At 65.5% G+C, this 24161-nt stretch carries 25 protein-coding genes; 5 read left to right on the forward strand and 20 right to left on the reverse strand.

Translation table 11 applies throughout. From position 1 onward, the window contains the following. Nucleotides 1–200 precede the first annotated feature (200 nt). The 4 genes from I6F31_RS23680 to I6F31_RS23695 all read right to left on the reverse strand — a co-directional run bounded on the left by I6F31_RS23680 (nucleotide 201) and on the right by I6F31_RS23695 (nucleotide 5713). Nucleotides 201–929, reverse strand: a complete 729-nt coding sequence (locus tag I6F31_RS23680) for a hypothetical protein (protein WP_036009255.1) — start codon at nucleotides 927–929, stop codon at nucleotides 201–203. A gap of 96 nt (nucleotides 930–1025) precedes the next feature. After that, nucleotides 1026–1520, reverse strand: a complete 495-nt coding sequence (gene lspA, locus I6F31_RS23685) for a signal peptidase II (RefSeq protein ID WP_036009258.1) — start codon at nucleotides 1518–1520, stop codon at nucleotides 1026–1028. A gap of 10 nt (nucleotides 1521–1530) precedes the next feature. Beyond that, nucleotides 1531–4539, reverse strand: a complete 3009-nt coding sequence (gene ileS, locus I6F31_RS23690) for an isoleucine--tRNA ligase (protein WP_036009261.1) — start codon at nucleotides 4537–4539, stop codon at nucleotides 1531–1533. Nucleotides 4540–4741: 202 nt separating this feature from the next. Then, nucleotides 4742–5713: a bifunctional riboflavin kinase/FAD synthetase gene (locus tag I6F31_RS23695; RefSeq protein WP_036009264.1), complete on the reverse strand. Its 972-nt coding sequence runs from the start codon at nucleotides 5711–5713 to the stop codon at nucleotides 4742–4744. 230 nt (nucleotides 5714–5943) lie between these two features. On the opposite strand from I6F31_RS23695, the gene I6F31_RS23700 reads away from it, so the two are divergent. Further along, nucleotides 5944–6339: a response regulator gene (locus I6F31_RS23700; RefSeq protein WP_008567674.1), complete on the forward strand. Its 396-nt coding sequence runs from the start codon at nucleotides 5944–5946 to the stop codon at nucleotides 6337–6339. Between the two features lie 217 nt (nucleotides 6340–6556). On the opposite strand, the gene I6F31_RS23705 is transcribed toward I6F31_RS23700, so the two are convergent. Then, a complete protein-coding gene (locus I6F31_RS23705) occupies nucleotides 6557–7411 on the reverse strand; it encodes a TIGR01459 family HAD-type hydrolase (RefSeq protein ID WP_036009268.1) in 855 nt (284 codons plus the stop codon). A gap of 15 nt (nucleotides 7412–7426) precedes the next feature. Next, entirely contained in the window at nucleotides 7427–8905 is a 1479-nt protein-coding gene (locus tag I6F31_RS23710) for an EAL domain-containing protein (protein ID WP_036009270.1), read from the reverse strand. Between the two features lie 295 nt (nucleotides 8906–9200). Here I6F31_RS23710 and I6F31_RS23715 point away from each other — a divergent pair, with 295 nt between their 5' ends. Then, nucleotides 9201–10040 (forward strand): class I SAM-dependent methyltransferase, encoded by an 840-nt coding sequence (locus I6F31_RS23715; protein ID WP_225186192.1) that lies wholly within the window; start codon nucleotides 9201–9203, stop codon nucleotides 10038–10040. Nucleotides 10041–10087: 47 nt separating this feature from the next. Here I6F31_RS23715 and I6F31_RS23720 read toward each other — a convergent pair whose 3' ends face one another. From I6F31_RS23720 to uvrC, 7 genes are all read right to left on the reverse strand, one after another. Beyond that, on the reverse strand, nucleotides 10088–11218 hold the full coding sequence (locus tag I6F31_RS23720) for a YihY/virulence factor BrkB family protein (RefSeq protein WP_036009276.1): 1131 nt from the start codon (nucleotides 11216–11218) through the stop codon (nucleotides 10088–10090). Beyond that, nucleotides 11218–11802, reverse strand: a complete 585-nt coding sequence (locus I6F31_RS23725) for a phage holin family protein (protein WP_036009277.1) — start codon at nucleotides 11800–11802, stop codon at nucleotides 11218–11220. Before I6F31_RS23725 ends, I6F31_RS23720 begins: the two co-directional genes overlap by 1 nt. 91 nt (nucleotides 11803–11893) lie before the next feature. Continuing rightward, nucleotides 11894–12853: a 50S ribosomal protein L3 N(5)-glutamine methyltransferase gene (gene prmB, locus I6F31_RS23730; RefSeq protein WP_036009280.1), complete on the reverse strand. Its 960-nt coding sequence runs from the start codon at nucleotides 12851–12853 to the stop codon at nucleotides 11894–11896. Further along, a complete protein-coding gene (locus I6F31_RS23735; protein WP_036009282.1) occupies nucleotides 12853–13320 on the reverse strand; it encodes a molybdenum cofactor biosynthesis protein MoaE in 468 nt (155 codons plus the stop codon). The genes prmB and I6F31_RS23735 overlap by 1 nt, the downstream gene beginning before the upstream one ends. A 4-nt stretch (nucleotides 13321–13324) precedes the next feature. Beyond that, nucleotides 13325–13576, reverse strand: a complete 252-nt coding sequence (gene moaD, locus I6F31_RS23740; RefSeq protein WP_036009285.1) for a molybdopterin converting factor subunit 1 — start codon at nucleotides 13574–13576, stop codon at nucleotides 13325–13327. Then, nucleotides 13573–14190, reverse strand: coding sequence for a CDP-diacylglycerol--glycerol-3-phosphate 3-phosphatidyltransferase (pgsA, locus tag I6F31_RS23745; protein WP_036009286.1), 618 nt, complete (start codon nucleotides 14188–14190; stop codon nucleotides 13573–13575). The genes moaD and pgsA overlap by 4 nt, the downstream gene beginning before the upstream one ends. 97 nt (nucleotides 14191–14287) lie before the next feature. After that, nucleotides 14288–16354, reverse strand: a complete 2067-nt coding sequence (uvrC, locus tag I6F31_RS23750) for an excinuclease ABC subunit UvrC (protein WP_225186193.1) — start codon at nucleotides 16352–16354, stop codon at nucleotides 14288–14290. A gap of 250 nt (nucleotides 16355–16604) precedes the next feature. Between uvrC and I6F31_RS23755 the strand changes: the two genes are divergently transcribed. Then, nucleotides 16605–17228 carry an outer membrane protein gene (locus I6F31_RS23755; RefSeq protein ID WP_225186194.1) on the forward strand — a complete coding sequence of 208 codons (624 nt, stop codon included), beginning with the start codon at nucleotides 16605–16607 and terminating at the stop codon, nucleotides 17226–17228. A gap of 70 nt (nucleotides 17229–17298) precedes the next feature. Here I6F31_RS23755 and I6F31_RS23760 read toward each other — a convergent pair whose 3' ends face one another. The 4 genes from I6F31_RS23760 to I6F31_RS23775 form a co-directional block, all read right to left on the reverse strand. Beyond that, nucleotides 17299–17514 (reverse strand): cold-shock protein, encoded by a 216-nt coding sequence (locus tag I6F31_RS23760; protein WP_008544396.1) that lies wholly within the window; start codon nucleotides 17512–17514, stop codon nucleotides 17299–17301. Between the two features lie 278 nt (nucleotides 17515–17792). Then, on the reverse strand, nucleotides 17793–18653 hold the full coding sequence (gene rlmJ, locus I6F31_RS23765) for a 23S rRNA (adenine(2030)-N(6))-methyltransferase RlmJ (RefSeq protein WP_225134042.1): 861 nt from the start codon (nucleotides 18651–18653) through the stop codon (nucleotides 17793–17795). Between the two features lie 124 nt (nucleotides 18654–18777). Next, entirely contained in the window at nucleotides 18778–19470 is a 693-nt protein-coding gene (locus I6F31_RS23770) for a ribonuclease T2 (protein ID WP_036027120.1), read from the reverse strand. 119 nt (nucleotides 19471–19589) lie between these two features. Continuing rightward, nucleotides 19590–20051, reverse strand: coding sequence for a hypothetical protein (locus I6F31_RS23775; protein WP_128264812.1), 462 nt, complete (start codon nucleotides 20049–20051; stop codon nucleotides 19590–19592). Nucleotides 20052–20235: 184 nt separating this feature from the next. On the opposite strand from I6F31_RS23775, the gene I6F31_RS23780 reads away from it, so the two are divergent. Both I6F31_RS23780 and I6F31_RS23785 read left to right on the forward strand, forming a co-directional pair. After that, nucleotides 20236–20541 (forward strand): hypothetical protein, encoded by a 306-nt coding sequence (locus I6F31_RS23780; RefSeq protein WP_036009301.1) that lies wholly within the window; start codon nucleotides 20236–20238, stop codon nucleotides 20539–20541. 46 nt (nucleotides 20542–20587) lie between these two features. Beyond that, nucleotides 20588–21118, forward strand: a complete 531-nt coding sequence (locus tag I6F31_RS23785; protein ID WP_225147365.1) for a DUF3617 family protein — start codon at nucleotides 20588–20590, stop codon at nucleotides 21116–21118. A gap of 170 nt (nucleotides 21119–21288) precedes the next feature. Here I6F31_RS23785 and I6F31_RS23790 read toward each other — a convergent pair whose 3' ends face one another. The 3 genes from I6F31_RS23790 to I6F31_RS23800 are packed head-to-tail and all read right to left on the reverse strand — an operon-like array spanning nucleotide 21289 to nucleotide 23968. Continuing rightward, nucleotides 21289–22677, reverse strand: coding sequence for an ATP-binding protein (locus I6F31_RS23790; protein WP_225186195.1), 1389 nt, complete (start codon nucleotides 22675–22677; stop codon nucleotides 21289–21291). Between the two features lie 20 nt (nucleotides 22678–22697). After that, nucleotides 22698–23429, reverse strand: a complete 732-nt coding sequence (locus I6F31_RS23795) for a response regulator transcription factor (RefSeq protein WP_036009315.1) — start codon at nucleotides 23427–23429, stop codon at nucleotides 22698–22700. Beyond that, nucleotides 23426–23968, reverse strand: a complete 543-nt coding sequence (locus I6F31_RS23800; RefSeq protein ID WP_050991840.1) for a MarR family transcriptional regulator — start codon at nucleotides 23966–23968, stop codon at nucleotides 23426–23428. Before I6F31_RS23800 ends, I6F31_RS23795 begins: the two co-directional genes overlap by 4 nt. Nucleotides 23969–24161 lie beyond the last annotated feature (193 nt).

Here is a 24161-nt window from a genome sequence, read left to right on the forward strand (position 1 = left end):
CCTGGTTGTGAGGTGCCGAGCCCGGATCTCCGGCTCGGAGGGCACGGCAGGCTACACCGTGCGGCTGAGGCTTCGCGTCACGAAGCAGAGAACTCAACGCTTAGGCAAGTTACTGATAAGCAATTTTGAACGAGGTGGGCGGACATGCACCGCCGACCCTCGCTTCGCGCGGGTCAGAATGTCGCGACAGGACAGGAACGCTATTGTTCCTTCTCCTTGCCGGATCGGACGTCGAAATATGTCCGCTTCGAATTATCCGGGCCGGCGCCGTAGGCGTAGTTCGGCGACGGCGTCTGATATCCCGGCGGCGGCTCCACCAGCGATTGGCGTGGCGGTTCCGACGTAAACTGCTTGGACTCGGGCCCGTTCCCTTTGAAGAGTTTCCACAGCCCTCCGGTATATCCGAGTTCGGCAGGGCTCATCGTCGGATTGGCCACGTTGGTGCCCGGCTGGACCGGGTCATTGCTCGTCCTGTCGGCGGCGGCCGTCCTATGGGCGTTCAACTCGGCGGGCGACAGCGGCTGGGCGTTCTTCCAGTACTCCGTTGCCTTGTTACCGGACTTCTTCCGCTGGGCGATGGCCTCCTTGCGGCGCTTCTCGTCGGGGTCCTTCGGCCAATTCGGCGCAGCCGCGGCTTCGGCGGCGGCAGGCGGCGGCAGGTCGAGCTTGGGCGGCACGACCAGCGGCGAACGCTCGCGGTATTCGATGCCGGGTTTTTCCATGCTCCGGGCGCCAAGGCCGGTCATCAGGTTGTCGATGAGCTTCTCTTCGAAGGTCATGTCGTCGTCGTCGTCATCGTCGGCAGCACGGGCGCCACCGGTCGACATGACGAGGCCGATGCCGAGCGCGACGGCGGCCAATTTCAGTGCCCGCCAGCCCCCCGATTGGGAGCCCCGAACCATCGAACCGCTGGTCTTCGAGCTGCGCATCACCGTACCTGTTTCATATTGTAGCAGATTGCCGCCCACACGCGGCTTGACCCTTGCAAAAGCCGGGTTCCAGCTGCCGGTCCGTATCGGCCGGGATCAGGGCGCTTTTGCGGCGGGTACCCCCAGGAAGGAATCATACAATAGCGCTGCCACCCCAGCAACGATGGCCACGTCCGCGAGGTTAAACACATACCAATTATAGGTATTTCCGGCGATCTCGATGTGGAACAGGGCGAAATCCACCACCGCGCCATAGGCCAGGCGGTCGATGCCGTTGCCAATGGCGCCGCCGATGATCAGGCCGAGCGCGACGGTCGCGAGCATGGTGTGCGAGCGGGCCATCCAGATCGCCAGCGCAACCACCGCGATCGCCTTGACGGCCATCAGCGCGAACTGCGCGGCCTGGCTGTCGTTCTGGAGCCAGCCGAAGCTGATGCCGATATTCCAGGCCAGCACCAGGTCGAAGAACGGCGTCACCCGCACCGCGCCGCGACGGGCGAGGTCGAACACGTTCAACAGCCAGAGCTTCGAGGCCTGGTCGGCCACGAGCGTGACCATGGCCGCGAGGATGCCGGCGCGGAGCGGGGTCATGGCCGACCGATCAGATGCTCACCCCGAGCGCCTTCCATTCGCGCAGCGCCTTGGCGTCGCGCGGGGTGACGTCGGGGTATTCGGCGTCTTCGCCGACCATCGGCGAGATCTTCCAGGAGCGGGCGCATTTGGTGCCGATCGCCTTCTCCACCACGACCGCGACGCCGGGGACGGCATCGAGGCGGAACGCCGAGGCCGGCGCCTCGCCCTCCCGCACCTCGTAGTTCGAGGTGATGCAGACTTCAGCCAGATCGATGTCGAACAAGGTCGCCAGCATGCCGCGATCGGCGACATAGATTACCGGCGATGCCTCGAGCGAGGAGCCGATGTTCTTGGCGGCGCGTTCCAGCTCGAGTGCGCCGGTGACGACGCGACGCACGTTGCGGATCGTCTCCCATTTCGCGGCGAGCTTGTCGTCGCGCAAGGCTTCGAGATCGGTCGGGAACAGCGTCAGGTGCACGGACGGCTCGGCGTCGGGCCGGTACATGCGCCACGCCTCCTCCGCAGTGAAGCTGAGGATCGGGGCCAGCCATTTCAGGATCGAAGCGCACAACAGGTCGATGGTCGTCAGCGCCGCCTTGCGCGTCAGTGACGAGGGCGGATCGCAATACAGCGTATCCTTGCGGATGTCGAAGTAGAAGGCGGAGAGCTCGCTGTTCAGGAACGCGGACAGGCTCGCGACCACGGTCTTGTAGTCGAACTCCCGATAGGCCTTGCCGATCGCGGCGGCGCGACCTGAGAGCTCGTGCAGCATCAAGCGCTCGAGCTCGGGCATCTCGGCCGGCGCGATTGCGTCGGCCGGCCTGTAATGATGCAGCGTGCCCAGCATCCAGCGCACGGTGTTGCGCAGCTTGCGATAGGTTTCGACGGTGTTCTTCAGGATCTCGGGGCCGATGCGCTGGTCGTCGGTATAGTCGCTCGACGCGACCCAGAGCCTTAAGATGTCGGCGCCAGATTCCTTGATGACGGCCTGCGGCTCGATGGTGTTGCCGAGCGACTTCGACATCTTGCGGCCGTCCTCGGCCTGGGTGAAGCCGTGGGTCAGCACGATGTCGTAAGGCGCGCGGCCGCGCGTGCCGCAGCTTTCCAGCAGCGAGGAGTGGAACCAGCCGCGATGCTGGTCCGAGCCTTCCAGATACATCACCGTGTCGGCGCCGCCGTCGACCTTGCGCTTGATGCCGGCGAGCCCGGGAAACTGCACGGGATCTTCGAGCACGAAAGCGTGGGTCGAGCCGGAATCGAACCAAACGTCGAGAATGTCGTCGACCTTCTGCCAGTCCTCGTTCGCGCGGGGCCCGAGGAAGCGCTCGCGCGCGCCGGTCGCGTACCAGGCGTCGGCGCCTTCCTTCTCGAAGGCTTCACCGATGCGCGCATTGACGGCCTCGTCCTGGAGGATCTCGGCGGAGCCGTCGCCCTTCTCGCGCACGAACACGGCGATCGGCACCCCCCAGGCGCGCTGGCGCGAGATCACCCAGTCGGGGCGTGCCTCGATCATGCCGTTGATGCGGTTCTCGCCGGACGGCGGCACCCATTGCGTCACCGAGATCGCCTGCAGCGCGCGGGCGCGCAGCGTGTCGCCGCTCTTCGTCTTGCCGCCCACCGCGATGTCCTTGTCCATCGCAATGAACCATTGCGGTGTGTTGCGGAAGATTACCGGCTTCTTGGAGCGCCAGGAGTGCGGATATTGATGCTTCAGCCGGCCGCGGGCGAGCAGCATGCCTTTCTCGACGAGCGCCTTGATCACGGCCTCGTTGGCATCGCCCTTCTCGCCCTTGTCGGTGATGACGCGCTTGCCGGCAAAGCCCGGCGCATGATCGGTGTAGGCGCCATTCTCGTCGACGGTATAGGGGATGGCGGTGTTGATGCCGCGCGCGTCGAGATCGCGCGCCTCCGCCATCCAGACATCGAAGTCCTCGCGGCCATGGCCGGGCGCCGTGTGCACGAAGCCGGTGCCGGTGTCGTCGGTGACATGGTCGCCAGGCAGCAGCGGCACGATGAAGTCGTAGCCACCGCCGACGCCCTTGAGCGGATGGGCACACTCGATCGCGTCCATGGTGTCGCCGGGGACGTCGCGGACCTTCTCATAAGCCGTCACGCGCGCCTGCTTGAAGACGTCTTGCGCGAGCGCATCGGCGAGGATGAGGAGATCGCCGTTCCTGGCCCAATTGTCGGCGGGGGCGTCCGTCACCTTGTAGAGGCCATAAGCGATCTTCGGCGAGAACGAGATGGCGCGATTGCCCGGCAGCGTCCAGGGCGTGGTGGTCCAGATCACGACGCTCGCCGAGGCGAGCGCACCGTGCGCGGGCGAGGTCACCGGGAATTTCACCCAGACCGTATCGGACGTGTGGTCCTCGTACTCCACCTCGGCTTCGGCCAGCGCGGTCTTCTCAACCACGCTCCACATCACCGGCTTGGAGCCGCGATAGAGCGTGCCGTTTGCGGCAAACTTCATCAGCTCGCGCGCGATCTGGGCTTCGGCCGGATAGCTCATGGTGGCGTAGGGATGGTCCCAATCGCCGATCACGCCGAGGCGCTTGAACTCCTCGCGCTGCACGCCGAGCCAGTGCGTGGCATAGGCGCGGCACTCCTTGCGGAAATCAATCATCGCGGCGCTGTCGCGGAAGTCGGGCTTCTGCTTGCCCTTCTTGCGATAATGCTCCTCCTCGACCTTCCACTCGATCGGCAGGCCGTGGCAGTCCCAGCCCGGCACGTAGTTGGAATCGAAGCCGAGCATCTGCTGGCTCTTGGTGACGAGGTCCTTCAGGATCTTGTTCAGCGCCGTGCCGATATGGATGTTGCCGTTGGCGTAGGGCGGGCCGTCATGCAACACGAACTTGGCGCGGCCCTTCGCACTCTGGCGCAGCTTCTCGTAGAGGCCGATCTCGTACCAGCGCTTGAGGATCTCCGGCTCGCGCTGCGGCAGGCCGGCGCGCATCGGGAATTCGGTCTGCGGCAGGAACAGGGTCTTCGAATAGTCCTTGGCTTCAGACTTTTGGGACTTTTGCGGCTTTTCGGACATGAGGCTGACTGGCTCGGAAGGGCGCGGGAACGGATGGCGATGCAAAATCGCGGGTGAAACGACGAAATCCCGGTCTTGCGCCGAGCCTTCAGGCTCAGGCGGAAGCCGGGCCGCTAATCCCTATGATGCGCCGCGCAAACATGGGCTCTCCATAGCAGGGGGGCGGAGGAAGCGCAAAGGTCCGGGGGCCCGGTTTCGCCTCTCAATCGATCACGCCCAGGCGCGGAAACGCGTCCGGGGCGGCGGCGAGCATGGCGCGGGCGCGGGCGGAATCGTCGTCCATCTGGTGAATCAGGGCCTCTAGACCATCGAATTTCAGCTCATCGCGGATGAAGCCGATGAAGGCGCAGTCGAGCGCCTGCCCGTAGAGGTCGCCCTTGAAGTCGAACAGGAAGATTTCGAGCAGCGGGGCGCCATTGTCGAAGGTCGGGCGGCGGCCGAAGCTGGCCACCCCGTCCAGCCGCTCGGTGCCGCGGCCGACCCGGACCGCGTAGATGCCGTGCTTGAGGCCGCAATTGGCGTCCAGGCGGATGTTGGCGGTGGGATAGCCGAGCTCGCGGCCGCGCTTTTCGCCGTGGATGACCTCGCCGGTGATGAACCAGGGCGCGCCCAGCATGGTCGTGGCCTCGTCGAGCTGGCCCTCGGCGAGGGCGATCCGGATCGCGCTGGAGGAGACCGGCCGCTCGTCGATATCGACATGCGGCTGGACGTCGACTTCGATGCCGAGCCGGGGCGCCTCGTTGACCAGGAGGCTCGGGGAGCCGACGCGACCCTTGCCGAAATGGAAGTCGTAGCCGACCGCGATGCCGCTGACGCCGAGACGCCCGATCAGGTCGTGGTGAATGAAATCTTGCGCGCTGGTTCCGGCACGGGCCTTGTCGAAGGTCATGACCACGGCGCCGGCAAGCCCGGTACCGGCCAGAAGCCGCAGCTTGGCCCGCTCGTCCGTCAGGCGGAATTGCGGGGTGTTGGGGCTGAAGAACCGTCGCGGATGCGGCTCGAAGGTCAAGGCCAGCGCAGGCCGGCCATGCGCCCTGCCCATCTCCAGGGCAGCCGCGATGACGGCGCGATGGCCGAGATGCACGCCGTCGAAATTGCCCATGGCAACCACGGCGCCCCTCGGAATCGCGGAATCCGGCGTTGTATCGCGGATGACGGTAAAAGGCGGAGCCATCAGGGGAATTCTCGAACCGGGCAGGACCGGCCCGGACCGTGGCGCGACCGGCACCGCGAAGTCAAGCGGCGGGGCGGGCAGACATTGAACACGATTTCAAGCCTTCGGAGCTGACCGCAGTTAACGCGCTGTTTAAGGCCTTGGTGCTAGTCCTTGAGGCGTGGAACTGCCGGGCGCCGGCCTGGCAGGTCCGATCGTAATATTCCTGGGTTTGCGTTGGGGGAGTCGAGATGGCGGTTGATTTGTCGATGCCGGTTCTGGTGGTGGATGACTACAGCACCATGATCCGTATCATCCGGAATCTGCTGAAGCAGCTTGGCTTCGAGAACATCGATGATGCCAGCGACGGTTCGGCAGCGCTGAACAAGATGCGCGGCAAGAAGTACGGGCTCGTGATCTCCGACTGGAACATGGAGCCGATGACGGGCTACGACCTCCTGCGCGAAGTCCGCGCGGATCCGAACCTCGCCACCACGCCCTTCATCATGATCACCGCGGAATCGAAGACCGAGAACGTGATCGCGGCCAAGAAGGCCGGCGTGAACAACTACATCGTCAAGCCGTTCAATGCGGCGACGCTGAAGACCAAGATCGAGGCGGTCTTCCCGGACATGGCGAGCGCGTAAGGGCGCTCTTCGCCGGACAACAATTTTCCATTTGGAACGTCATGCCCGGGCTTGTCCCGGGCATCCACGTTCTTGGATGCAAAAAAAGGAAGACGTGGATGGCCGGGTCATAGGCGAGCGCAAGCGACGCCGTCCTTCGGACGGCTATGCCCGGCCATGACGGCGTCTGAGGCTTGCCCTTTGGTCTAAGTCCATTGCAGCTGCGCGCGCTCCGCCGTCACCACTTCAATTCGCGCATCAGCGCCTTCGGCGGGTGGCCGAACAGCTCCATGACCGAATTCGGGTCGAGCTGGTCGAGGCCCTCGAACTCCTCGGCATGGATGCCGCGGGTGACGAACAGGCAGTCGATGCCGAATTCGCGGGCGCCGGTTAAGTCGGTGCGGACGGAATCGCCGATCGCCAGCACCTTCTTCCGGTCGATCTGGTAGCCTTGGCGTTCGCCGGCAAGCGCCATGGCGCGCTCGTAGATCGGCCGGTGCGGCTTGCCGTAGAAGATCACCTCGCCGCCGAGCTCGCGGTAGAGCTCGGCGATGGCGCCGGCGCAGTAGATCAACCGGTCGCCGCGTTCCACCACGATGTCGGGGTTGGCGCAGACCAGCGTCAGCTTGCGCTCGCGCGCCTGCAGCATCATGCCGCGATAGTCTTCCGCCGTCTCGGTCTCGTCGTCGTAGAGGCCGGTGCAGACGATGTAATCGGCTTGCTCCAGCGGCGCGGTCACCGCATCGAGGCCGCGATAGATCGAGTTGTCGCGCTCGGGGCCGAGCCAGAACATCTTGCGGCCGGGATGCTCGGCGACGTAGAGCCGGGTCAGGTCGCCTGAAGATACGATCGCGTCATAGGTCTCATCGGGGACGCCGAGCTTGCGCAATTGCCGCTGCACGGAGTCGGCAGGGCGCGGTGCGTTGGTGATCAGGATTACCGTACCGCCGCGGCTGCGATAGGTGTGCAGCGCCTCGCAGGCTTCGGGGAAGGATTCCAGCCCGTTATGGACCACGCCCCAGATATCGCTGAGCACGACCTCCACGCCGCCCACGAGCTCGCGCAGGCCTTCGGCAAAATGCAGCGCGGTCATGACGTGCGCGGCCGATCAGATGCGGCGCGCGAGCGCTGCGTTTCCGGTGATGCGTTGGGGCGGAGGCGCCGAAGAGGTCGCGCCTGAGCTGGGTGTGGCGGAGCCATTGGATCCCTGAATGTCCTGCGCCTGGTTCGGCGAGGCCCCGCCGGTAGCAGATGCCCCCTCCGGCCGCAATGGCCGGGGCGGCGCGAACAGGAACCCTTGGCCGAACCGCACGTCATAGTCGAGCAGGTCGACCACGGCGCGCTCGCCTTCGATCCGTTCGGCGATCAGGTCGATGCCGAAGCGGCCGAGCAGGTCGGAGAGGTCGGACGGGTGGATGTCGGAGGCGGAGGCCTGCTTGGGATCGAGCAGCAGCGCGGCCGGCACCTTGATGAAGCGAACCCCGCGATCGGCCAGCTCGCGCGGTTCGATGCGCAAATCCGTGACATGGTCGATGGAGAAACGGAAGCCGCGCTGGGCGAGCGCCGCGAGGTTCTCGGTCTCGGCGGGGCCGAGATTGCGGAAGGTCGACTGCTTGAACTCCAGCACCAGCGAGGGTGCCAGCGCGCGGTTGGCTTCCAGGAAATCGAGACATTGCGCGAAGGTGGTGGAATTGCCCAGCGTGGACGCCGCGACGTTGCAGAACACGCCGACGTCCTTGTTGCGCACCATCAGGCGCCGCAGCACCTGCACGCATCGCAGCATCACCATGTTGTCGATGCGCCCGATCAGGCCCGAGGCTTCCGCGATGCTGATGAACTCTTCGGCGGCGATCAGCTGGTCGCGCTCGTCGCGCAGGCGCGTCACCGCCTCGTAGAACCGCACCTTGCGCTGCGGCAGCGTGACCATCGGCTGCAGGAAGATATCGATGCGGTTCTCGTCGACCGCATTGCGCAGCGTCGCCAGCAATTGGGTCTGGTTGCGTCCATTGGCGGTCTGAACCGGGGGGGCGGCCTGGACCTGCACCGTCGGCGGCGCCGGCCGTAGCGGGGGCTGCGGAAGCGGAGGAGGAGCGAGCGGCTTCTCCTCGAACGGGGCAGCCAGATCGATCGGCGTTTCCGGCTCGGGCCTTGAGACCGGGGCGGGTGCGGGAGCCGGCGCGTGGCCGGCGAGCAGATCCTCATGGGCCGCCACGGTGGTGGCGAGCTGCCTGACCAATCCGCCAAGTTCGTTGATCTCGCCGATGACCGACTGGATGCGGTCGGAATTGGTCGAATTGGACGCGGCGATGCGGCTCTCGACCGCAGCCAGCCGGCGGCCGAACTCGGCCGCCTGGCGGGCGAGGTCGGCGGTGCCGCGCGAGAGATCGGCGATCTGGCCGCCGACGTCGCTGCGGTCGCGCAGCCGCATCGACACCGCGTTGTAGAGGATCAGGAAGGTCAGCGCGGTCAGCGCCACGATCGCCGATTCCGTTCCGCTGATGCCGGCGACCGAATAGAGCACGAGCCCGAGCGAGGCCGCGACCAGGACCATGCAGATGGCGATGAAGATCGTCGAAATGCGAATCATGCCGCGCGTTATGCCTTTAAGAGCTGACTGCCTCACCCGGGGAAAACACGGGTCGCTCGACCTCGTCACGCCTCATGCTCCCCCAAGCTTCGATCAGCCTAACATCATTGTTGATTCGAGGGGATAGGACTGTGTCGGAGCCTATTCAGGCCCGCGCGCCCAAAGCGTTTCGTCACACGTCTGCCGGCTCAGGTGCGGAAATCAAGACGCTCTCAGCGGAAAATCATGCCGCCCTCAAGGCCAGCGCGCCGCATGCGCCCTATCGTCCCGGCGTTTTCAACCGCAGGAGATTGCCATGTCGACATCCGCCGCGCTCAAGCCAGCCGCCCCCCAACCTGATCTTGCCGCCGTCAAGCAGCGCCAGCACGGCGCCTGGTCGTCCGGCGATTATGCCGTGGTCGGCACCACCTTGCAGATCGTCGGGGAACAGCTCTGCGAGGCCATTGACTTGCGCGCCGGCAGCAAGGTGCTGGACGTCGCTGCCGGCAACGGCAATGCGACGCTGGCGGCGGCGCGGCGCTGGTGTGACGTCACATCCACCGACTACGTGCCGGCGCTGCTCAAGCGCGGGCGCGAGCGCGCCATGGCCGAACACCTCGCCGTCGAGTTCCGCGAAGCGGATGCCCAGGCGCTGCCCTTTGCGGATGCCGCCTTCGACGTCGTGCTCTCCACTTTCGGCGTGATGTTCACGCCGGATCAGGACAGGGCGGCCTCCGAGCTCGCGCGGGTCTGCAGATCCGGCGGCAAGATCGGTCTCGCCAACTGGACGCCGCAAGGCTTTATCGGCCAGCTGTTCAAGACCATCGGCAAGCATTTGCCGCCGCCGGCCGGGGTGAAATCGCCCGCCATGTGGGGCACACCGGCACGGCTCGAGGAGATGTTCGGCGGCGTGGCCGCGGAGATCGCCGCCGAGCCGCGCATGTTCGTGTTCCGCTATCGCTCGCCGGACCACTGGCTCGACATCTTCAAGACCTTCTACGGCCCCACGCTGAAGGCGTTTGCCGCGCTCGACGCAAGCGGCCAGGCCGCGCTGACGCGCGATCTCCTGACGCTGCTCGAAGAGTTCAACCACGCCGATGACGGCACGATCGTGGTGCACAGCGAATATCTGGAAGCCGTGATAACCAAGCGCTGATCGCGCCCGGGATGCGGTCGGGCCAGCTTCGGCCCGACCGCTACCGATCAAAATGGCGCGGTGGCGCCGACCGTGTCGGCGGAGACGGCGTCCCGGGTGCCGAGCGGCTTCGCCCGCCCGGTGGTGGTATCGCGCAGCGTCTGCCGCTCGATCTCCGAATTCAGCTCGGCGCCGAACATGATGACGATCGCCGACATCCACATCCACGTCATCAGGCCGATCGCCGCGCCCAGCGAGCCGTAGGTTGCGTTGTAATTGGCGAATTCCGAGAGATACCAGGACAGCAGGGCGGAGCCTGCGATCCAGAGGATCGCGGCAATCACGGCGCCGAGGCTCAGCCATTGCCAGCGCGGCGCGTCACGGCTGGGCGCGAAGCGATAGAGGATGGCGAGTGCGACCAGCAGGATGATGAACAGCAGCGGCCATCGTGCCAGCGCCACGATCAGCTTGCTTTCCGGCGCCATGCCGAGATGATTGAGCGCAAGCGGGAAGGCGACGACGGCTCCCACCATCAACAGCAGCGCCACGATGCCGCCGACGGTGAAGGCCAGCGAGACCATGTTCAGCCGGATGAAGCTGCGCTTCTCGCGTTCCTCATAGGCGACGTTGAGGGCGTCGAAGATCGCCTTGACGCCGGCATTGGCGCTCCAGATCGCAAGCAGCAGGCCGACCAGGAAGGTGACGCCGAGCGTCGCATTGCCGTTCGACACCACGCGGGCGACCTGGTCCTCGACGATCTGGAACGAGCCCTCCGGCAGCATGGTCGCAAGCGTGTGCAGATTGGCGCTGATCGTGGCGGGATCGGCGAACAGGGCATAAGAGGAGACGAGCGCGGTGACTGCGGGGAAGAGCGCGAGCAGCCCGAAGAAGACGACGCCGCCCGCCGTCGCGAGCAGGCGATCCTCGTCGATGCGTTGATAGGTCCGCCAGAAAATGTCCTTCCAGCCAGCCCAGGGGATCTCGAACGGGCTTTTCGCGCGGCGGCCGCGGCCCGGCTGCATCGCCGCACCGGCCGGGTGCGTTTCCGGGGAATTCGCTTCGCCCTTGCGGTGGTGTTGCGGAGGCCCGGGCCTCGCCAGGCCGGAATCCTGAAAGTAGCGCTCCGCGGTCAGCACGAACACGGCCGTCGCCGCCACCAGCAGCCAGGAGTCGATCTGTTCGGGGCGCCGCGTCAGCATCACGCCTCCAGACTATGCCTGTTGCGTCGCCGCCGGGCGGCCGTCAGCCCGACCAGGCCGACCGCCGCGAGCATCAGGCCGAGCTGCACGGGACGGTTGGCGCGGGCCGGCCAGGTCTTGATGCCGCCGCGCTCGCCCGGTGCGAGCGGCGCGAGGGGAATCGTCGTTGCGACCTCCTTCACCGCCTCCTTGACCGTTCCACGCGGGATCCGGGGCGTGGCGATCGCCACGCGCAGACGGCTCGCGAGCGGCACGACCGGCTTGGCCTTGCGTTTCATCTGGGCCATGGCCACCCCGGCACAGACCGCAGCCAGCACCAGCAGCACTGCGGCGACGGCGCCAAATCCCCAGAACTGCCCGTAGGTGATCCCGACCCAGCGGTACAGGGCGATCAGTCCGACGAAGAATGCCGCGACAACGAACAGGCCGGCGACCGCGAACAGCCCGCCGGCCACCGCGTAAGATGTCACCTTGCCTGTGGCCTGGCTGGTCTGGTCACGCAGATAGGATTGAGCAGCGCGTTTGACGTGATTGAGCTTGAGCGCCATCCCGGCGCGCAGCAATTCGCCCGATGGCGCGAGCATGCGGACATCCTCCCAAGACGAGAAAATTCATCGGGGGATGAACGTGGCGATATTTGACTTGTTCCGACGGAGCGTGATCGGCCGCGATGAATCAGCCGAGATCGGCGGCCGCGATCCAGAACACCTCGCCCTCGGAATCTTCGGTGTCCAGCCAGAGCAGCGGCAGTTCCGGAAAGGCCTCGTCGACCAGCTCGCGGCCGCGGCCGATCTCGCAAATCAGCCCGCCATCCGCCGTCAGGTGGTCGGGCGCATCGCGTAGGATCCGGCGCACCACGTCGAGACCGTCGGCGCCACCATCGAAGGCGAGCTTCGGCTCGGCCCGGCACTCCGGCGGCAATGCCGCCATGCCCTCGGCGTCGACGTAGGGCGGGTTGGTGATGATCAGGTCGTATCTATTGCCGCCGAGAGGGGCGAACAGATCGCCGCGATACAGGCTGATGCGGTCCTCGAGCCCGTATTCGCCGACATTGCGCGCAGCGACCTCGAGCGCGCCCTTGGAGATGTCGACGGCGTCGATGGTGGCGTTCGGGAAATGATGCGCGGCGAGGATCGCAAGGCATCCCGAGCCCGTGCAGAGATCGAGCACGCGCTCGACCGCCGTCGGGTCGTCGATCAGCGATCCGGCCTCGCCGTGGGCGCCGAAATGCGACTCCAGGAGCTCGCCGATGAAGGAGCGCGGAACGATGACGCGCTCGTCGACATAGAAGGGCAGGCCGCGCATGTAGATCTTGTTGACGAGATAGGCGGCCGGTTTGCGCGTCGTGACGCGCTGATGGATGAGGTCAAGGAGGGTCTTGCCTTCCGCGGCGCTGACGCGCGCGTTGGCGAAGATCTCGAACTGGTCGGGATTGAGATGCAGCGCCTCGCAGACCAGGAACGCGGCTTCCGCGACGGGGTCGGTCGTGCCATGAGCAAAGGAAAGCTTGGCCTCGACGAAGCGGCTCACCGCATAGCGGACGAAGTCGAGCAGCGTGAGAAGCTCGCCGGGTCCCACCTTCGCGAGGTTAGGCGCGGCGCGGCCGCGCGCGGTCTTTTTCGTTGGCTTGGCCATCAGGATTTGGTCCAGCGTGCGGCGGCTTCGTCGTCACGGGCATGGGCCTCGACCCAGCCGGTGCCGGTGGCGCTCTCTTCCTTCTTCCAGAACGGCGCGCTGGTCTTGAGATAGTCCATCAGGAACTCGGCGGCCTGGAACGCCGCCTGTCGGTGCTGCGAGGCGGTCACCACCAGCACGATGTTCTGGCCCGGCATCAAGCGGCCGACGCGGTGGATCACCGTGATGCCGTTGAGCGGCCAGCGCGAGACGGCCTCTTCGGCGTGGCGCCTGATCTCTTCCTCCGCCATGCCCGGGTAATGTTCGAGCGTCAGCGCGGCGACCGTGGCGCTGTCCTCGTCGGCGCGGCAGATGCCGGAAAATGTCACCACAGCGCCGATATCCGTCCGGCTGCTCGTCAGGACCGAGATCTCGCGCGCGATGTCGAAATCGTCTTCCTGGATACGGATGGTGACGGGGCAGGTCATGAGGCTAGCCGCCGGTCATGGGCGGGAAGAACGCGATCTCGCGGGCGCCTGCGATGGCGGCGTCCTGCTTGACGTGAGCGCGGTCGATCGCGGCGCGGATCACCTTCGGCTTCTCGAACGCGTACGCATAGGCTTCGCTTTGGCCGGAGAGCCAGGCGATCAGCTCCTCGACGGTGCGCACGCTCGCGGGAGGCTCGATCGTCTCTTCGGCCTTGCCGACGCGCTCGCGCACCCAGGCGAAATACTTCACCTTCATCCCTCGTCCTCCTTGATGAGGTGATGGATGCCGGCGCGGAAATAGTCGTAGCCGGTGTACATGGTGAGGATCGCCGAAGCCCACAGCAGCGCGAGGCCAATCATCGAGACCACCGGCACCACCTGATCGCCGGCTGGGCCGGCGATCAGGAAGCCGATCGCAACCAGCTGGACCGTGGTCTTCCACTTCGCAAGCTTGGTCACGGGCACGCTGACACGGAGCGCAGCCAGATATTCGCGCAGGCCCGAGACCAGGATCTCGCGGCACAGGATCACGATGGCGGCCCATAGCGACCAGCCGTGAATGATGCCGTCCGCGGCCAGCATCAACAGGCAGGAGGCGACCAGTAGCTTGTCGGCGATCGGATCGAGCATGCGGCCGAAAGCCGATTGCTGATTCCAGATCCGCGCGTAATAGCCGTCGAGGTAATCCGTCACCCCTGCGGCGATGAAAAGGGCGACCGCGAGCCAGCGCAGCCAGAGCGGCTGATCCAGAATCGACTGCGCATAGATGCATCCGACCACGACCGGGATCGCGGCGATCCGGCCATAGGTCAGGATGTTGGGGAGGGACATCGCGCGGCTGGTCGTCCCTCGTGTGGTGGCGATGTTCATCCGTCCTACCAATACCGCTGCTGCCTGAACGTCAACCGTCCCGCGCCCCAAATGAGGTGCGGACACGACGATCATATGACTGCGGTCCCCCTTTAGTTCATCCCGGTTGGGGATGGAAATACTCGAAAATCCTGCGCGCGCTCTCGGCGCTCACCCCCGGAACCTTGCCGAGATCGGCGATCGAGGCCCGTTCGATCTCCTTCAGGGTTCCGAAATGGTGCAGCAAGGCACGTTTGCGTGACGGGCCGATGCCCGGAATCTCCTGCAAACCAGCCTCGCGGATGTCCTTCTTGCGCAGCTTGCGGTGCGAGCCGATGACGAAGCGGTGGGCTTCGTCACGCAGGCGCTGGATGAAATAGAGTACGGGATCGCGCGGCTCCAGCTTGATCGCCTCGCGCTCCGGCATGAACAGGGTCTCGCGGCCGGCATCCCGGTCCGGTCCCTTGGCGACCGACATCAGCGACACCTGGGTCAGGCCGAGATTGGCGAAGATCTCGCGCACGGCGTTGAGCTGGCCGCGGCCGCCGTCGATGATCACGAGGTCGGGCCATTGCGGGAAATCGTCGTCCTTGGCCTTGTTGCCTTCCTTGGCGGCATCCTCGGGCGGATTGATCAGGCGCTTGAAGCGGCGCTCCAGCACTTCGCGCATCATGGCGAAGTCGTCGCCGGGCGTGATCCCTTCCGACTTGATGTTGAACTTGCGGTACTGGTTCTTCACGAAGCCATCTGGGCCCGCGACGATCATGGCGCCGACCGCGTTGGTGCCCTGGATGTGGCTGTTGTCGTAGACCTCGATGCGTTTGGGCACGTGCGGCAGGCTCAGCGTCGCGGCCATGGCCTCGAGCAGCCGGCTTTGCGTCGCGGTGTCCGCGAGCTTGCGGCCGAGCGCCTCGCGCGCATTGGTCAGCGCGTGGGCGACCAGCTCCTTCTTCTCGCCGCGCTTGGGCGCGGTGACCTCGACCTTGTGGCCAGCCTTGATCGATAGCGCGTTGGCGAGCAGCTCGCTCTCCTCGATATCGTGCGAGAGCAGGATGTTTCTCGGCGGCGGCTTGTCGTCGTAGAACTGCGCCAGGAAGGATCCCAGCACCTCCTCCGGGGTAAAGCTCTTCTCCGCGCGCGGAAAGTAGGCGCGGTTGCCCCAGTTCTGTCCGGTGCGGAAGAAGAACACCTCGACGCAGGAGAAGCCGCCCTCCTGGTGGATGGCGAACACGTCGGCTTCCTCCACCGTGCGCGGATTGATGCCCTGCTGCGACTGGATCGCCGACAGCGCGGCGAGGCGGTCGCGGTACAGTGCGGCGCGCTCGAATTCGAGCTCGTTCGAGGCCTTCTCCATCTCGCCGGCGAGCTCCTGCTTCACCGCATGGCTCTTGCCGGAGAGGAAGTCGCTGGCCTCGCGCACCAGCGTCGAATAGCCGCCGAAATCGATCTCCCGGGTGCAGGGTGCGGCGCAGCGGCGGATCTGGTGGAGCAGGCAGGGCCGGGTGCGGCTCTCGAAGAAGGAATCAGTGCAGGAGCGGATCAAGAACGCGCGCTGCAGCGCCGTGATGGTGCGGTTGACCGCGCCGGCGGAGGCAAACGGGCCGAAATAGCGCCCGGGCCGGGTCTGCGCACCGCGATGTTTCAGGATCTGCGGCGCCCAATGGTCGCCGGTGATCAGGATGTAGGGGAACGACTTGTCGTCGCGAAGCTGCACGTTGAAGCGCGGCCGCAGCTGCTTGATCAGGTTGGCTTCCAGCAGCAGCGCCTCGGTCTCGGTCGTGGTCGAGACGATCTCCACCGTGACGGTGGCCGCGATCATGCGCAGGATGCGGGCCGGCAGCGGCGCACTCTGGCGCGCATAACTGGACAGGCGCTTTTTGACGTTCTTGGCCTTGCCGACATAGAGCACGTCGGCGTTCGCATTGAGCATACGATAGACGCCAGGCGAGGTCGGTGCGAGGCGGACCGCGCGCTCGATCGCCTCGTGACCGGTCGCGAGCGGGCCTTCGCCGACGGCGCCGCTCTCTTCCAGGATGTCCGGCAGCAGGGCATCGTCCTCGTCATCGCCCCCTGCCGCCGCGGGATCTACGTCCGGCCCGGCCAGCCGCTCGGGCGGCGTGTCGCTCGCAGCCGGCGGCGCCTTGCGCGCGCGGTCGTCCGGATTGTCGGGGGAATCGTGAACCATGGGACGAATTTAGGCGCTGGGGGGACTGATTTGAAGTTCCGGCCATGCGGCACGCACAGAGGATGGCGGGCAGCTCCCGGTAACGCTTCCTTAAGTCTGTTAAGCGGGCGGTAACCCGGCTTAACAGCCCTTTAACTTAAAACTCTCGATAAATCCTACGCGAAAAGCTCTTGGTTCCGTAACCATGCGGTTTTGCTCGCGCGGCGGCGCGGGCATCGCTCGGGTTGCGACAGTGGCGTTGGAGTGAGTGATGAAGAGGCTCGTTGTGGGCGCAGCCGCGTTGGTTGCGGCCGGCTGGACAGCTTCGGCAGAGGCCGCTGATCTCCAATACGGGCAGCGCGCGCCCTATACCGTCAATCAGCCGCTCAATGCCTATAGCTGGGCGGGTCCCTATCTCGGCGGCAATATCGGCTATGAATGGGGCTCGGTCGACAACAACCCCACCAAGCCGTCCGGCTTCGTCGCCGGTGTGCAGGCCGGCTACAATTTCCAGAACGGCCCGTGGGTGTTCGGCGTCGAGGGCGACATCCAGGCCGCCGGCGCCGACGACACGTTTGCGCCGTGGAAGTTCTCCAACCCGTGGTTCGGCACCCTGCGCGGCCGCGCCGGCTATGCGTTCAACAACGTGCTGTTCTACGGCACCGCCGGTCTCGCCTTCGGCGAGCTGCGCGCGCAGACCTTCGGCTGGTCGGAGTCGCACACCACCGCGGGCTGGACCATCGGCGCCGGTGCGGAAGTCGGCCTCGCGCCGAACTGGAGCGCCAAGCTCGAATATCTCTACATCGATCTGTCGACCAGCCAGTTCGCAATCACGGGCGTGTCAAACGGCTATAGCGCCAACGTTGTCCGCGCAGGCGTGAATTATCGCTTCTGACATCCAAAGAAGAAAATACCGGACCAGCCTCCCGGCCGCTCGCGGCCGGGATTTTTTTTTGCCAGGATCGCTAGGAGAGGATCACCAGATTGACCGCCTTCGGTCCCTTCCCCTTCTTGTCCGGTTCGACTTCGAAAGTAATACGCTGTCCTTCGGCAAGGTCCTTCAGTCCCGCCCGCTCCACAGCAGTGATGTGAACGAAGACGTCGCGACCGCCGTCGTCAGGCTTGATGAAGCCGTAGCCGCGCTCGCCGTTGAAGAACTTGACCGTTCCCGTCATGGCCATCGGGAAACTCCCCCTCATTGCTCCTCCGTCGCGACGCAGACTCACGTCGCGACATGACCGGGCCTTACGGAGCCCGGGAGCTGGCCATCCTTGGACGGACCTGATCGGTCCGGCGGGATCTTTCTTAGGGCCTTCACTCCGCCGCAACCATTCGCGGAAGCGGAACGTAAAGCCAGTCACGGAAATAGCATAATACGGTTCTTTGCAGATTGACTACCGGTCCTGCATATTTTTCCCAAGAATGCCGGAGTGTTACGGCTTGGCGTCAATGCTTGGCGCTAAGGCTTGGGCACCTCCAGCCGGAATCTGGCAGCACCGCCCTGGCCGAGCGGTATTTCCAGCTCCGGCAGAATGGTCTTGAGCTCGCCGTGCAGCGTGTAGGGCGGGTTGACGATCAGGAGACCGGTGGAGGTGAGGGCGGCGCTGTCGGCTTGCGGCGCGACGCTGAATTCGAGGCGCAGGCATTTTCCAGGCGGCTTTGCTGCAGCTGCGAGCCGCGCCACGGTTTGCGCCAGCGTGTCGGTGGCGCGCCGGTTCTTGGCGGGATACCAGATTACGTAGATACCGGTCGGCCATTTCGCGAACGCTGCCGAGAAGGCTTCGCCGAGCCGCTCGAACTCGTCCTTGGCCTCGAAGGGCGGATCGATCAGCACGAGGCCACGCCGCTCCTTCGGCGGCACGAAGGCCGGCAGCGCCACCCAGCCGTCGAGATCGACCACGCGGGCTTGCTCGTCGCGGCGCAGCGCATCGATCAGCGCTTTGCGGGCCTTCGGCTCGAGCTCGCAGGCGACGAGCCGGTCCTGCGGCCTGAGCAGGCCGCGCGCGATCAACGGCGAGCCCGGATAGGCCTTGAGCTCCCCCTTTGGGTTGAAGGCGCGGACGATGTCGAGATAGGGCTTCGTCAGCGCTGCGCTCTCGTTGGACAGGCGCGCCTGCAGCAGCCGCGCGATGCCGGTCAGCCATTCGCCGCCGCGGCGCGCCTCGTCGCTGTTGAGATCGTAGAGGCCGGCGCCGGCGTGGGTGTCGATGACGCGGAACGCTGCCGGCTTGTCCTGCAGATAAGTGAGGATGCGCGCCAGCACGATGTGCTTGATGACATCGGCGAAGCTGCCGGCGTGGAAGGCGTGGCGGTAGTTCATGGCGGAGAGGACTACGTTGTCTGGCGCGATCCTAACCCCCTGTCATTGCGAGCGCAGCGAAGCAATCCAGAAATGCGTCCGCGGAGGCACTCTGGATTGCTTCGCTGCGCTCGCAATGACTGAGCTACCCGCCCCTGATCGGCGGCATCGTCACCTGGTCGCGGCGGCAGGCGCGGCGCTCGATCTCGTCGCAGGCGCGGAATTGCAGGTCCTTGCTGAGGCAGATGCGGACCTCGGACAGCCGCGTCCGGTTGCAGGTGACCGAGACGGCGGCATTGCTGAGACCCGGATTGGCCTTGACGAAGGCCTCCTCGACCTCCGCCGGCGCGACGGTCTTGGCCTGCGCCAGATCGAGATATTCGGGCGGGATCTTGATCGCAGCGCGCGCCTTGCGGATCATCTCGAAATAGCCGCGGCCCTCCAGCCCGGAGCAGGTGCCGTGCTTGTCCCATTCGTTGAAGATCAGGCCCGGCGCCGGCATCAAATCGAGCATCGAGGAAACGATATTGCGGTTCAGCCGCGGCGCCGGCCGCTGGCAGTATTCCGGAAAACCGTTCTCGTATTGCGGCCACAGCCCATGCACCACGAAGGCGTAGGGCCGTCCGCCGCATTGCATCTGGGACCGGCCGCCGCGTTCGGCCGCTTCCTCGCAGAACGAGGGCGACCATGAAAGCGCCAGCACATAGAAATCGAACTCGCCCGGGGCGTTCTGCCGCTTGTCCTGTGCCTTCGCACCGCCGGCGAGGCTAGCCAACCCCGCAGCAAGAGTGAGCGAAATCATCAAACGGGACAACGAACGCAATCTGAAGTGAAACATGGCGACGCCCCTCAACTAGACTGTGCACACACAGCCTAGCAGGCGATGGGAACATTTCAAGAACAAAATTGGGGCGGCAGTCATCGGCTGGCTGATCAGCCCGAATCCGCCGCTGTTGATCAGGGCTTGGCGGCGCGGCAGGCCGGATTGTAGGCCCAGTTGCGGTCGACGCCGACGACGCACCATTCGACACCGTTGCCGTAGGAGGCAAAGCCGCCATCCTCGATGATCGAGAAATGCACCTTGCGCGCCTTGCCGTCATTGAGCATGGCCTCACCGGTGCAATAGCGGCGCGGAATGTTGTCGGACTGCCAGGGCCGGAACGCCGTCTCGCGAACGGCGGAGAAACCGGTGATCTGCAACGAAGAATTCCAGAACGTGTATTCCTTTTCGGCGAACTCGTGCACGATCCTCGGCAGAGCCCAGTCGCAAGGGGCGACGGCACCGTCATAGCGCGGCCCGCTCAGCCAGAAATTCAGCTCGAGCGGATTGGCGGCCCTGGCCTCGCCGAGCGACAGCGCTCCCAACATGAGGCCGAGCACGGCGGCAAAGCGGAGCGATTTCAGGGAGGGGGCGCGCATGGTCAATCCGGACAGCTAAGGTCTTGCGAAGGCTGGACGGTGCCGCGAAGGTTGGGGCGGGTCAAGTGCAGCGCGGCAACACTTCGCCAGGACTTGACCAGGATGTCGCGGCCAACAGGGGTTCGGTTCTTTTCACGTCCGTCCCGGCACCGTAGACTGGCGCCAGCCAATTGGAGTGACGGGAATGCGAATCATTGCGGCCGCGGGCCTTCTTGCCAGCCTGATCGTCTCGGGCATGGCGAGCCAGTCGGCGCGCGCCGACATCTTTTCTCTGGTGCCGCCGTTCAAGGGCAACGACACCGGCGGCATCATCGCCTATTCGATGGCGACCCAGGTCGATGCGCGTCAGGTCGCCGTCGATCACTGCGCCCGCTACGGCAAGGTCGCGAAATTCCTGGGCGTGCAGGCCTATGAGGGCGGCTACATCTCGTTCTCCTGCCGCTGGGTGCCCTATGGCGCCGCCGACCGGCCGATCCGCACGCTGTACTGAGGCGCTGTCGTAGGCGCCGCACCTCTCTCAGCCGGGAGCTTCCCTCATGACGCGCAAACTCGCTTTGCTCGGCTCGACGCTTTGCCTCGCATTGTCGGCAGGCAGCGCCGGCGCCGACGAACTGCCGCTGCGCAAGGCCGGTCTTTGGGAGATGAAGCTGGTCACATCGGGCTCGCCCATGCCCGAGATGACCATGCAGCACTGCACCGACGAGACCGTCGACAAGGAGATGAGCAACAACGTCTCCCCGATGGCCAAGCAGATCTGCGCCAAGCAGGAGATCAAGAAGACCGCGACCGGCTATGTCAGCGATTCCGAGTGCAGCGTCGCCGGTGTCAGCACGACCTCGCATGCCGAGATCACCGGAGACTTCAACTCGGCCTACACGGTGAAGACGACCTCACACGCCAAAGGCGGCGTTGCCGGTGCGGCGGGGCGCGATAGCACGACGACGCTGCAAGCCAAGTGGCTCGGGGCCTGCAAGCCGGATCAGAAGCCCGGCGACATCGTCATGCCCGGCGGTTTCAAGATGAACACGCGCGACATGGACAAGCTGAAGGCGCTGCTGCCGAAGTAGGTGTGCTCTTTCCCTCTCCCCTTGTGGGAGAGGGTGGATCGCCGCAAAGCGGCGAGACGGGTGAGGGGTTTCTCTCCGCGAATTCAATGAGACTTGGACGCGCGGAGAGATACCCCTCATCCGGCGCTTCGCGCCACCTTCTCCCGCAAGGGGAGAAGGGAAGACCGCACCTACACCGGTATCCGCACGCTTGCCCTCAATCCTCCCATCGGGCTGTCACCGAGCGTGATGTCGCCGCCATGCGAGCGGGCGATGTCGCGGGCGATCGCGAGGCCAAGGCCGGTGCCGCCTTCATCCTGGTTGCGGGCGTTGTCCAGCCGCAGGAACGGCTTGAACACCTCTTCGCGCAAGTGGGCGGGAATGCCCGGGCCGTCGTCATCGACGGTGACGGTCAAATAACGGTGATCGCGTTGGCCGGTGATGGCGATGTTCTTGCCGTAGCGCGCTGCGTTGGTGACGAGGTTGGCGAGGCAGCGCTTGAACGAAGCCGGCTTCACCGTCACCACGGGCAGGCCGTTGAAGGCGACGGTCGCGGTATGGCCGTGACGCTCGGCATCGCTGCGCAGCTCCTCGAGCGCCTGCGCCATGTCGGTCGGCTGCGACTGCTCGCCGGAATCGCCGCGGGCGAACGCAAGGTAATCCTCCAGCATCATCGACATTTCGTCGACGTCCTTGCGCATGCCTTCGAGCTCGGGACTGTCTCCGATCAGTGCCAGCTCGAGCTTGAAGCGGGTCAGGATGGTGCGCAGATCGTGGCTGACGCCGGCGAGCATCGCGGTGCGCTGCTCCATCGTGCGCTCGATGCGCGACTTCATCTCCAGGAAGGCGACCGCCGCGCGCCGCACCTCGCGCGCGCCGCGCGGCCGGAAATTCGGCGCCTCGCGGCCCTTGCCGAAGCTCTCGGCGGCATCGGCAAGGCGCAGGATCGGCTTGATCTGGTTGCGCAGGAACAGCACCGCGACGATCAACAGGATCGAGGACGTGCCGACCATCCAGAACAGGAAGATCTCCGAGTTCGAGGCATAGGCGGCGCTGCGCTGCGCGAACACGCGCATCACGGCGTCGTCGAGCTGGATGCGGATCTCGACCAGATTGGAGCGGCCGACCGTGTCGATCCAGAACGAGCGGCCGATCTGGCGGCCGAGCTGCACCGACAGCGTCTGGTCGAGCAGCGAGAAGAACGGTTTTGGTCCCGGCGGCGGCATGTCGCCGGCAGGCAGGAAATCGACGACGAGGCCGAGTCGCTGCTGCGCGATGCGGCGGATCTCGGAGCGGTCCTTGTCCTGCGGATAGCCCTTGTAGACGTCGATCAGCGCGGCGATGTCCTGCACCACCGCGGCCGATAGGCGGCGCGTCACCGTGTTCCAGTGCCGCTCCATGAACACGAAAGCGACGACCGATTGCAGCACCACCATCGGTACGATCATGATGAGGAGCGCGCGGGCGTAGAGGCCGGTCGGCATCCAGCCCTTGAACGCGTTGCCCATCCAGCCGTTCGCGGCGGAGACGCGGCCGGCGGCGCTCTTCAGAAGCGTCAGGCCGGTATCGATCGTGCTCATCTGGCGCGCTTCACTGCGGTTCAGGGCGAGGCCACCAGGCGGTAGCCGATGCCGCGCACCGCCTGCAGGAACAGCGGATTGGCGGGATCGGTCTCGATCTTGCGCCGGAGGCGGTTGATCTGCACGTCGACGGCGCGCTCGTTGACGCTGCCATTGCCGGTCAGTGCGCTGCGCGGCACGGTCTCGCCCGGCGTCTCCGCGAGAATCCGCAGCATCTCGCGCTCGCGGTCGGTGAGGTGGATGACCTCCTCGCCCTGGCGCAATTCGCCGCGTTCGAGATGGTAGACATAGGGGCCGAAGGCGATCTTCTCGATCGTCGTGGCCTGCGGCGGCGGCGCGGCGCGCTTGAGGATGTTGTTGATGCGCAGCGCCAGCTCGCGCGGTTCGAACGGTTTTGCGACGTAATCGTCGGCGCCGATCTGCAGGCCCTCGATGCGGGCTTCCGCCTCGTGGCGCGCCGTCAGCATCACGATCGGCACCGACGACGAGGTGCGGATGAAGCGGGCGAGGTCGAAGCCGGTCTCGCCGGGCATCATGACGTCGAGGATCAGGAGATCGAAATGCAGGCCCATCAGCTTCGAGCGCGCATCACCGGCGCTCGCCGCGGTGGTGACGCGGTAGCCTTCACTTGCAAGAAAGCGCGAGAGCAGGTCGCGGATGCGGCGGTCGTCGTCGACCAGCAAGAGATGCGGGGCATCGTCGGCCGGTTGCACCGGCGGGCGCGCGAGCGTGGCTGCGAGCGGCACGGTCACTCCTTGGCGTCTTGTTTGACGGCAGCGAAGATCGTCTCCAGCACCTTGTCCGGATCGTCGCGGTCGATCATCGCGCGCAGGAAGCGCTTGACCGTCTCGGCGTCCTGCGGACCCATCTCCGCGAGCGCCCTGGTGATCCGCGTGGTCTGCAGCCCGGCGAGCTTCTGCACCAGCGCCTCGCCCTTCGGCGTCGCGTAGAGCAGGCGCTGGCGACGATCGTTGTCGCCGGTCTTCTGCACGATATAACCCTCGTCCAGGAGCTGCTTCAGCACCCGGCCGAGCGACTGTTTGGTGATGCGCAGGACGTCGAGCAGGTCGGCGACCTTGAGCCCGGGATAGCGGTAGACGAAATGCATGACCCGGTGATGGGCCCGGCCGAAGCCGAACGCCTCCAGCTCCTGGTCGGGATCGCCGACGAAATCGCGATAGGCGAAGAACAGCAGCTCGATGATATCCCAGCGCAAATTGCCTCCATCGCCTGCGGCCGGCCGGGGCGCGGCAGCGTCTTGAGAAGGAGTCGCGAAATTTATGTCAGGCATATTGACGTATCTTGGGTTCAATGTTACAAAACGATCGACCCGCACGAAATTTTAGATCGTTTCGCGCCGGGTGGCGTCGGAGCAGGACGGCCGGAGAGAGCCGGACAGGCGGCGACGGCCGAAGCAGATCTACCGTGCGATTGTCGAGCGGCATTTCGGCAAAACATACTGGACTTCCGCCTTCCGCAAAAGC

The sequence above is a fragment of the Bradyrhizobium sp. NBAIM01 genome, assembly GCF_020194115.1.
Classification (GTDB): Bacteria; Pseudomonadota; Alphaproteobacteria; order Rhizobiales; family Xanthobacteraceae; genus Bradyrhizobium; species Bradyrhizobium yuanmingense.